The sequence below is a fragment of the Veillonella sp. CHU110 genome (assembly GCF_003992255.1).
Classification (GTDB): domain Bacteria; phylum Bacillota; class Negativicutes; order Veillonellales; family Veillonellaceae; genus F0422.
Genome location: NZ_RQVA01000007.1, coordinates 97,180 through 107,364, shown reverse-complemented (window position 1 = coordinate 107,364; position 10,185 = coordinate 97,180). Strand labels below are relative to the sequence as shown.

The 10,185-nt window shown below is 39.8% G+C and carries 6 protein-coding genes and 1 other annotated feature; of the genes, 1 reads left to right on the top strand and 5 read right to left on the bottom strand.

All coding sequences use genetic code 11. From position 1 onward, the window contains the following. Positions 1–844: 844 nt before the first annotated feature. The gene (locus EO122_RS04540; protein WP_127009566.1) at positions 845–1,585 is read right to left on the bottom strand and encodes an NADPH-dependent oxidoreductase; all 741 of its coding nucleotides are present in this window, start codon (positions 1,583–1,585) and stop codon (positions 845–847) included. 146 nt (positions 1,586–1,731) lie between these two features. Between EO122_RS04540 and EO122_RS04535 the strand changes: the two genes are divergently transcribed. Continuing rightward, positions 1,732–2,451 carry an SIMPL domain-containing protein gene (locus EO122_RS04535; protein ID WP_127009565.1) on the top strand — a complete coding sequence of 240 codons (720 nt, stop codon included), beginning with the start codon at positions 1,732–1,734 and terminating at the stop codon, positions 2,449–2,451. A gap of 113 nt (positions 2,452–2,564) precedes the next feature. Here the strand turns inward: EO122_RS04535 and EO122_RS08230 are convergent, their stop codons facing one another. The 4 genes from EO122_RS08230 to EO122_RS04520 form a co-directional block, all read right to left on the bottom strand. Next, positions 2,565–2,723: a hypothetical protein gene (locus tag EO122_RS08230; protein ID WP_164725962.1), complete on the bottom strand. Its 159-nt coding sequence runs from the start codon at positions 2,721–2,723 to the stop codon at positions 2,565–2,567. A gap of 146 nt (positions 2,724–2,869) precedes the next feature. After that, complete coding sequence (thrS, locus tag EO122_RS04530) at positions 2,870–4,780, bottom strand: threonine--tRNA ligase (protein ID WP_127009564.1); 1,911 nt, start codon at positions 4,778–4,780, stop codon at positions 2,870–2,872. Positions 4,781–4,861: 81 nt separating this feature from the next. Then, positions 4,862–5,082: a binding site (T-box leader), on the bottom strand. Between the two features lie 158 nt (positions 5,083–5,240). Continuing rightward, positions 5,241–5,876, bottom strand: coding sequence for a sigma-70 family RNA polymerase sigma factor (locus tag EO122_RS04525; RefSeq protein ID WP_127009563.1), 636 nt, complete (start codon positions 5,874–5,876; stop codon positions 5,241–5,243). A gap of 13 nt (positions 5,877–5,889) precedes the next feature. Then, positions 5,890–10,170, bottom strand: coding sequence for a translocation/assembly module TamB domain-containing protein (locus EO122_RS04520; RefSeq protein WP_127009562.1), 4,281 nt, complete (start codon positions 10,168–10,170; stop codon positions 5,890–5,892). Positions 10,171–10,185: the final 15 nt, after the last annotated feature.

Sequence of the window (10,185 nt, the reverse complement as noted above, 5' to 3'; positions counted from 1 at the left end):
TCAAACTCTCCAAGATATCTTGAAGCTATTTGATAGCTCATTCATTTTCGTTGTTGCCAATTGCTTGGCTAGAATTTTTTGGTTGGTTTCAACTATGTGAAACCCGCACTCTGGCTTATGTTTACTTCTTTCGAAGTAATTACCTTACATTGTTCAGTTTTCAAAGATCAACTTTGTCATTCACAACTCTGTGTTGTGGCGACTAGATTATGATAACAGATTCACAAGTTTGTGTCAACAGTTATTTTAATCATTTTTTTATTTTCTTTCATCTAATATGATTTGAGAAAATTAAAAGTGCTTGTGTCTCAAGCACTAAAAGTATTATATGCTATTTCCAAATTATTTGCAACCCCTTAACACAATTATTTTCAAACTTTATTAAAAACTATATTTACCAAGGAACGCCATCTTTGCGTAGAATGTTTCACGCCGTTATTTCTGCCTAAACGTAGAAACGCAGAAACGAGCAACCTGTTCCATGACCACCCTTGTACTGTCATCATGCGTAGAATGTTTCATCCTGTTATTTCTACCTAAATGTAGAAAAGCAGAAACGAGCAACATGTTCCAAGGCCCCCCTTGTAGTGTCATCATGCATAGAATGTTTTGTGCTGTTATTTCTGCCTAAACATAGAACGGCAGAAACGAGCAACATGTTCCAAGACCACCCTTGTAGTGTCATCATGCGTAGAATGTTTCATGCTGTTAGTTCTACCTAAATGTAGAAACGCAGAAACGAGCAACATGTTCCGGAGCAAACCTACCGTAGGATCAGTTTGTGGAGGAATATGTTGCTCGTTTCCCTTTTCCCAATTAAGAACTTAAGCAAAACAGAATAGCATTAAAAACGAAACCCTTGTTTTTCTGCTATTCTAATCAATGCACTTCGCTTCTCGTCTTTCATTTTCAATCGCCCTACTACTTGGTCTGTAAACTTAGGCAATGGATAATTAGGGCTGCGAAGATCATAATATTGATTCATCTCTTCGTCATAATCTTCCAGTAGTTCATGGTAATTGTCAAACGTGCTGTATGCATCATCAAACACATTCGCTTCTCTTGGCATACGTGGCTTTAAAGCAGGTTTTTGGTCAGCCATACCTAATCCCAGTCCTACTACAGGGAATGTTAATTCAGGCAAGTTTAAAATTTCAATCAGTTTTTCTGTATCATTTAGAATACTTCCCAAATACACTGTCCCATATCCAGCTAATTCTGTTGCCGTTACCATATTTTGCGCCGCTAAGCACGCATCTGTCCAACCTTGGAAGAATCGATCTGCATCATTTGCCGTATCAAGGTCTAGTCCTTTTTCTTTCATAATTTGTGCATTGCGATAAGCATCCACCACAAATATAAACAGTTCAGGCATATCTCTCACATAATCTTGTTTACATACTTCTGCAATAGCCGCCTTAATTTCTGGCTTTACAATACGGATGATACTGAATGTTTGCATCCCCATACTTGTGGCCGTTCGTTTTGCCACATCTAATAAAATACTTAAGTGTTGAGGTGACACTCGCATTGGTTTATATTGGCGAATACTTTTATGATCTAACATAATATCAATTGGGTTCATGATTCTACTCCTAACCTTCATTCTAAATTCATTTTTATTATGTAGTATAATAACTATAAAAAGGATGCATAGCACTATACATCTTTCATTGTAGGTCACCTATTTTTCATTTGTCAACATCCACGATGACAAGGAAAGGAAAAATTATGAAACACTCACTTTTATTGAAAGCTTTTACAATTGGCACATTAATGGCATCTGCAACTTTAGGCACCATGGCAGCAGATATTAATCCTGGAGAAATTTCAGTCACAGGGCAAGCTGCTCATCAAGTAGCACCTTCGTATGCATTGTTAAATCTTGGTGTATCTAGCAAAAATGTTTCCGTTCAATCTGCTAAATCACATAATGATACAATTATGTCTAAACTCATCTCTTCTTTACAACATTTAGGCGTATCTAGAAACAATATTCAAACATCTAACATCACGATTAATCCTAACTACGATTATATCGATGGAAACTCCAAATTAAATGGTTATAATGTGAATAATACTGTTGTCGTTAGAATCTATGATACTGCCTCTATAGGCAAGGCTATCGACGCTGCTATTGCTAGTGGCGCTTCTGATATTAATTCTCTGACATTCCAAACTGATGTATCACAAGAAATGGAAGATCAACTGTCTACTTCTGCTATCAACGACGCACGCCATCAAGCAGAAGTGATTGCAAAGTCTCTTGGCCGCGAACTAGGTCCAGTTAAATCAGCAAGCTTAGGAACTACACATACACAGACTATGGAGGTAAACCCTAGATATGCTATGCTTGCAGTAAAATCTATGGATTTATCTAGCTCTACACCTGTAGAAAAAGGAGATATGGCCGCCAACAAAACAGCAAATGTAGTTTTCTATTTACAATAAACTTACACCAATCATTCAATAGAAACACATAGAAGAACCGTCATCACAAAGATGACGGTTTTCTATATACAAAAAGCCATAACGAATTCAATTATGATCGCTACTGCTTTTTCTTATTTCTTTTTAGGTACAATTTTAAAACTATCGTGCATTTGCTGCTTCATTTCATCAGTCAATGGACAAGGCCATTCATTAATGTCATTGTGTTTTTTTAGTTTTTCTAAATCTTCAGGACTTAATTTTTGTTTTTCTGCATCGTCGAATGTAATCATGATCCTATCACCTCTGCTCAGATTAATAGAAAATAGGAAAGACCAACTTCTTTCTACCTCTATTATATGACGAAAAGCATCTTCTTGTGAAGATGCTTTTCCTATGTATACACGATACTTTCTGCTTAGATACGCTAAGGAGGGTATTATGCACGATCTTTAATTTCTTGTTGGATGTTTGCCAAGAATTCTTCCCAAGGAATTGCCCCTTGTTCGCCTACGCCACGTTTACGAACTGCCACTTTTCCTTCTTCCACTTCTTTATCACCCACAACAAGCATGTAGGATACTTTTTCCATTTGGGCTTGACGGATTTTGTAACCAATCTTTTCGCTACGGTCATCAAGTTCCACTCTTACATAAGCATCTTTAAATGCTTTACGTAATTTTTCAGCATATTCTACATGTTTTTCACTGATTGGAAGGATTTTCACTTGTACTGGTGCCATCCAAGTTGGGAATGCCCCTGCAAAGTGTTCAATCAAGATACCGATGAATCGTTCCATAGAACCGAAACAAGCACGGTGAATCATGATTGGACGATGTTTCTGTCCATCTTCTGCGATATATTCCAAGTTGAAACGTTCTGGCAAGTTCATATCCAATTGGATAGTACCACATTGCCATGTACGGCCTATGGAATCACGAATATGGAAGTCTAGTTTAGGACCATAGAAGGCACCATCACCTTCGTTAATACGGTATGGAATACCTTTTGCTTCGATCGCTTCACGCAACGCTTCTGTTGCCAATTCCCAGATTGCATCATCTCCGATAGCACCTTCTGGTTTTGTACTCAACTCTACATGATAGGACAAGCCAAATTGAGAGTAGATACGACCGAATAAATCGATAACGCTCATTAACTCTTCTTTAATTTGAGATGGAGTCATAAATACATGAGCATCATCTTGTGTAAAGCTACGTACACGGAATAGACCATGCAAAGCACCACTCAATTCATGACGATGTACTAATCCAAGCTCTGCCATACGAATTGGCAAATCGCGATAGGAATGCATGTCGTTTGCATACACCAAGATACCACCTGGGCAGTTCATTGGTTTTATGGCATATTCTGCTTCATCAATTTGTGTTGTGTACATATTTTCACGGTAATGGAACCAGTGACCAGATGTTTCCCACAAATGTTGGCTCAAGATGATTGGTGTACGAACTTCTTCATAATCGTAATCATGATGTACTTCACGCCAGAAATCTTCTAAAGCATTACGCACTGCCATACCTTTTGGCAAGAAGAATGGGAATCCAGGGCCTTCTTCTTTGATGACGAACAAGCCAAGCTCTTTGCCCAATTTACGATGGTCTCGACGAGCCGCTTCTTCTAATAAATGTAAGTATTCCTCTAGTTCTTCTTTCTTTTCAAAGGCAGTACCATAGATACGTTGTAACATTTTATTTTTTTCATCACCACGCCAGTATGCACCTGCAATACTTTGTAGTTTGAAAGCTTTCACCTTACCAGTGCTTGCCAAGTGTGGACCAGCACAAAGGTCAGTGAACTCTCCTTGTTTGTATGCAGAGATTACTGCATCCGCTGGCAAGTCATTAATCAATTCTACTTTATAGTTCTCATGTTTTGCAGCGAAGAAATCTAATGCTTCTTGGCGTTCCATCAACACTTTTTCGATAGGCAAGTTTTCTTTTACGATACGGCTCATTTCTGCTTCGATTTTTGGCAAATCTTCTGGCACTAATTTATGTTCCATATCGATATCATAGTAGAAACCATTTTCGATAGCTGGTCCAATCGCCAATTGTGCATCTGGCCATAAGCGTTTTACTGCTTGCGCCATCACATGAGATGCAGTATGACGGAATGCATGCTTACCACCGTCTTCTGCAAATGTTAAAAAGCTTACTTTGGAGCCTTCCACCAATACTTCACGAAGATCTGTTAATTCACCGTTTACATCTGCAGCCAATACTTTTTTTGCTAAACTGTTTGAAATTTGTTTTACTGCTTCTCCCAAAGTAGTTCCTGCAGCAAATGCTTTAGAACTTCCATCAGGTAATATAATATTTACTTCACTCATTTTGTACCTCCCTAGGTCTAAACAATTATATGCCATTGGGGATGGCCATGATCTTACCAACAAAAAAAGACCCTCTCCCACACAAGGGACGAAGATCTTCGCGGTTCCACCCTAGTTAGTCCTATATAACGGACTCACTCTTACGGACTATAACGTGTCCCCACGGATTCGATTACAAGCATTGCCTTCACCAAACCAGTTTGAAGGTGGTAACTCCTAAGTCTACACTAGATACTCACAGCCAAGGTATCTTTCTCTGAAAGTATAGATGATTAAGGTCATGTCCTTCGCATCACTGTTCTTTATATAATAATATAATTATAATAAACAAAAACCATATCTATGTCAAGTGAATTATTTCGATATGCCTTCACATATAAAAAGCACTACCTCTGTCATCAACTTACCCGCTGACACCTAGGTAGTGCTGTATAAGTAAAATAGGCTCTATCTATCAAAGTTAACTATCATCCCACGTTTCTTTTACGGCTTCTAACATTCCTTTCAGACGTGCTAAGCCTTTTCTTCGCAGTCGATGGATATAACTATGACTGCATTCCAAGGTGTCTGCAATAGAGGCTACACTATGGTCCTTGTAATAGACTTCTTCCACTACGTGCTGCTCCGCCAAGGGCAACTGCTTCATAGCGGATGTGACCATGTCACCATACATGCGTTCCTCGCAAACGATTTCTGTAGAAGGGCCCTCAGCAGGTAATTGTTCCCACCAAGTTTCACCATCTTCGGTTTCTTCCTGTAAAATGACGCCTTCTTTACCTTCTTTTCGTAGGTAATCTAATATGCGTCCACGAATGCGATGTACTGCATAGAGAGAAAAGGCTACCCCTTTTGTTGAGTCATACCGTTCCACAGCTTCAATAAGACCTATAGTCCCCTCCTGAATGCAGTCCATCATATCTACTTTCGTCGACTTATATACATTCGCTTCCTTTAATACTAGAGGTTGATAATGCTCAATGATTGTCATGCGAGCTTGCATATCCTCTGATTCTTCATAGGCTTTCCATAACTTCTGTTCTTCCTCAGCCGTCAATAGTTCAATTTTATCAACACTGGCAATATAATCATTAAGCATACTTTCACCTCCTTTAGAACCGATATCTCCACTGCGCTCCTAGATATTTCCGGTTACTATTATCTAACCATCCCGTAGCACTAATACTTTGATTCACGTCATATTGGAATCCATAAGCCATTCGATCATTATTGAGCCCCCGTGTGACGGTAACCATGAAATCTGGCAATACATATTTCCCAATAGACACATTAAAATTATTTTTTTCTTGCAAATCTCTAGAATCTTTTCCATCTAGGGAACCAGTTGTAATATTGACCATATCTAGTCCCAAAGAATCTTGTAACACATCTTCGATATAGCCAAAGGCCAACGATTGCAATCCAGATGCCAGTAATGCATTAGCGTCCTCTGAGGTAACGCCACTCGTATTCCCTACATTCCTACCAAATGTCAGCAACGAAATGATTTGTCGATCTGACAGATTTGGTTCCGCGGAAAGTTTTAACTTCATCTGCGTCGCCGGGCCTTCCGCTTGTAAAGATACACGATAGCTTTTTACATTGGACATACTGCGTACATTAAGCTCCGGAATAATACTACCAGATACAAATTTTGCTTGTCCTTCTGTAATCTTGAATCGATTCTTCAGGTATTTCAAATATCCTTTTCGAACAGATAATTGACCACTGGCTTTAGGATCCCCCAGAGTACCTTCAAATTTTACTTTTCCTTGTAAATACATATCATAGAGAAGTGGATTATACAAGCGCACATTATCACCTGCATCTATAGTTAAATCAAGACCTAGCGGTATAGATTCTCCGGAACTTTCAAAAGAAAGTGGTATCGACGCCACCACATCATGTAAGGAAATAGTACCCACTAAAGTTGGCATATTATTCTTATCCACCATATACAATTCCCCATCCAAAGGTCCCGTATAGAATTCATGATCCATCTCTAGGTTTTTCATCTGCAAAGCACCATAATAAGAGTTAATATGATTAGCTGCCCATCCGATACTACCGGATATACCTGCATTACCTTTTCCCACTAGAGTACTACCGGTCAAGTCTAGCTGATTACCTCTGAACACAAGTTGTGCTTTCAACTTATCGAAAGGCTTTTTCATGGCCTTTAATTTAAGAGTACCTTCAGATAATTCCACCGTACCCTTTGCCAATACATTAGAAGCAGTCCCTGTCACATGAACTACACCTCGTATAGCTCCATCTGCACTAGTAACGCCTTTGAACATGAGCGGAAGAACTGATAGATTTGCTTCATTCATATCTACATAGATGTCAAATTGCTTATTAGGGTCTGGTGACATGTATTCATTATGAACAATCGCCTCCAATGGAGCCTTACCTCGAACTTTGATAGAAGAATCTGCTTTCTTGATCATTCCCTGTTGGATATAAATCACTTCATCTTCCATCGTTCCCAAGATACTCAGTTGGTCTAAGGCAATTCCATTGACAACAGGATTTTCCACTTCACTGGAAAACTCCACTTTAGGAGACTTCGTCTTACCATTTACATTGATAATAAAGTTCCAATCCCCTTGACCTTGCACCTCTGTTGTAACTAGTGGCAATACAGTTCCCACCGGAACTTTCGACGCCACTATCTGTATATCTGAATCTCCATCTAAGTCAGCTTTACCCTTCGCTGCAATCAAACCTTCTTTGATAGGTAATGTAAATGTCCGTATATCAACTGTACGACCCGCATACGTGGCATCAATCATAGTCGTTCCAACTACTTCATTGCGAATAGAGGTATCTACGATAGACCCTTTTACATCAATTCGTGGGTTTTCCGTAGTACCACCAAGATCAACAGTACCTCGCAACTTGCCATTAATATCTGGCACATTAGCATTACCGAATGATAGTAATTGATGAATATCTCCATCTTCTACATGGGCATATCCATATATCCGTTTTGACGCATCTAACTGAACTCCACCTTTGATTTCATAGCGACTATTTCCAGCCCCTGTGAAAGTCAACTCTTGTAAGTTAAGCACCTTAGGCGTCATATATAGGCTACCTGCTACATTATGTAATGTAGACTTCTGAACCTGAAGTTCATCAGATGTAATAGCCCCCTCAAAAATTGGATCATCCACAGTACCACCTAGATATCCTTGGGCTTCAATATACCCATCTAAATTCACCCCAGTATTGCGAATAAATGGTCCCACTGGCAACGCCTTCGCTGCCAAATTGATATCTAATTTTCGATTATCTAATTTGCCATCTACGATAACTGATGCACCATACGTACTCATTTCTAACCGAGGCAATGTAAGCACTCCATCTGCAAAGGAATAATCACCCTCAATAGATTCAAAAAGTTTTCCATAGATTGAACCATCCCAAGCTTTCAGATGACCTGATATCTGAGGATTATGCAAAGTTCCCTGTGCTTGTAACTCTGTCTGCACCCAACCTGTGATTGGCATAGATGTTACATTTGAGGTGACCTCTTCTAGCCGTACATCATCGGCCTTAGCCGTCATATCAATTTGCTGATTTCCACCTAGTTCTAATGAACCGTGCACTTGATAGTGACTATTTTTATAGGATACATCACCTGTGGTCAACTGTAATCTGCCATCTTGCATAGTAGCTTTCACTAGAGCCTGATCAAACTTCATAGATCCAAAGCCCATGTCTTTACCACTGATTTCAAGAGTTCCAGTAGGATTTTCCAAAGATCCTGCTAGGTTAACTGACATCGATACATTTCCGCTCAACGGCTTTGGAGACCATCCGTTTAAATTTGAAAGCCCAATCTCAGTGCCATGTACATTAACAGTAAATGTACCATTACCTATTTGTCCACTACCAGTCAATGAGCCAGATCCCATAGTGCCATTCATATACGGAACAACAAGGGTAGAGCCATCCCAAGCAATACTACCTTCCAATGTATTTAGCAACATAGATTGATAGCTCACTTGTTTACCTGATACGGTCCCCTGTACAGAAGTAATTCCACTGTGATCCCCCTGAATCGTGATATCACCACTCACTACACCTTGTAATTGTGGCATAGAATCGATAGGTAATTGATACAAGGACAGATTCTGTGCACTAAGAGCAGCCATATATGTGCCATCCTCTACGTGATACAATCCAGAGCCCGTTACAGTTCCACCTTGAGTATACGCCATCATATCAGATATCTGTATGGTTTGATCGCCATAGGCAACATGGGCTGTGCCACGGTTTAAGGTAATCCCATTATACGTGACATCATGTACTTGTATATCTGCACTGCCTCTCACGTTAGAAATAGGCCCCGTTACAATCGCATCGCCAGAAATATACCCTGTACCTTGCCCCTGCGTAAATGGAGCTAAGTTCCACTCTTTCAGTCCAATGGATAGATGTAGTGTAGGATCCTCATCAAATACATGATGCACTGTTCCTCCTAAGAATAGATGTTCATCATTGATTTCAGCTTCTATATTCTGCAACGTAACTACATCACCATGAATTTGAACACTCCCTTTACCTTTTTGTAATGCATAGCCATCTACCTTAGCCCCAACATTGTCAAAGGAAAGCTGCCCTTCTCCATACCAAAATCCACTCCGTTTGCGCATAGTAACAGCCACATCAGTTAGTGTTCCTGTAAAGGCATGCTCTGCATCTACAATATCGAAACTTTCCAGTATTGGTTTCAACTCTAAATGGCTAGACTCTAAATAAAAAGATCTATCTGTAGTCTCCCCTAAGCCTAATGTGACCTTTCCGTGAATCTTGTCATTTCCTAGCGTTGTATCTATGACGCTCTCCAAGGTGTGCCCTCCATCACCCACGACGGATGCATTGACATTCGTCAATACAAGCGGCGACCTTTGAGGCATCATCAAAGATACTGTACCATTTCCCAATCGAATAAGCCCACTAAATTGGCTTTGAGTCTCGCTCTCTCGGTGCTTCATAAGCTTGGACAGATTCCACTCACCATCAGCTTCTCGCACCACATTTACATGCGGCGCTGTGACAGTAATCGTACCGATTAATGCATCAGGAGATACATTGCCAAATGGATATTGCAACACATGAAGCCACTGTATAGAGACGGTGACCATATCAGCAGTTAACACTCTATTTCCTTTAGTATCATCCACTGTAAGGTCTTCGACTTGAACGGATCCATCCCATCCAACATGGAATGATTCATAAGAAACGGTTCCATTCAGTGCTGTATGTAATTGTTCTTGCACATAAGGCCCTATATAGGCTTCACTAAACGGTTGTAAACCAAAACCAATTCCTAGTATGGTACTCCCTATGAAGGCACTAATCAGCCACCCTTTCTTTTTCATGAATCACCTCATCAT

Bases quoted from the DNA above. Each gene is read 5' to 3' on its own strand.
- EO122_RS04535 (WP_127009565.1), top strand. From the start codon at position 1,732: ATGAAACACTCACTTTTATTGAAAGCTTTTACAATTGGCACATTAATG.
- EO122_RS08230 (WP_164725962.1), bottom strand. From the start codon at position 2,723: ATGATTACATTCGACGATGCAGAAAAACAAAAATTAAGTCCTGAAGAT.
- thrS (WP_127009564.1), bottom strand. From the start codon at position 4,780: ATGAGTGAAGTAAATATTATATTACCTGATGGAAGTTCTAAAGCATTT.
- EO122_RS04520 (WP_127009562.1), bottom strand. From the start codon at position 10,170: ATGAAAAAGAAAGGGTGGCTGATTAGTGCCTTCATAGGGAGTACCATA.
- EO122_RS04525 (WP_127009563.1), bottom strand. From the start codon at position 5,876: ATGCTTAATGATTATATTGCCAGTGTTGATAAAATTGAACTATTGACG.
- EO122_RS04540 (WP_127009566.1), bottom strand. From the start codon at position 1,585: ATGAACCCAATTGATATTATGTTAGATCATAAAAGTATTCGCCAATAT.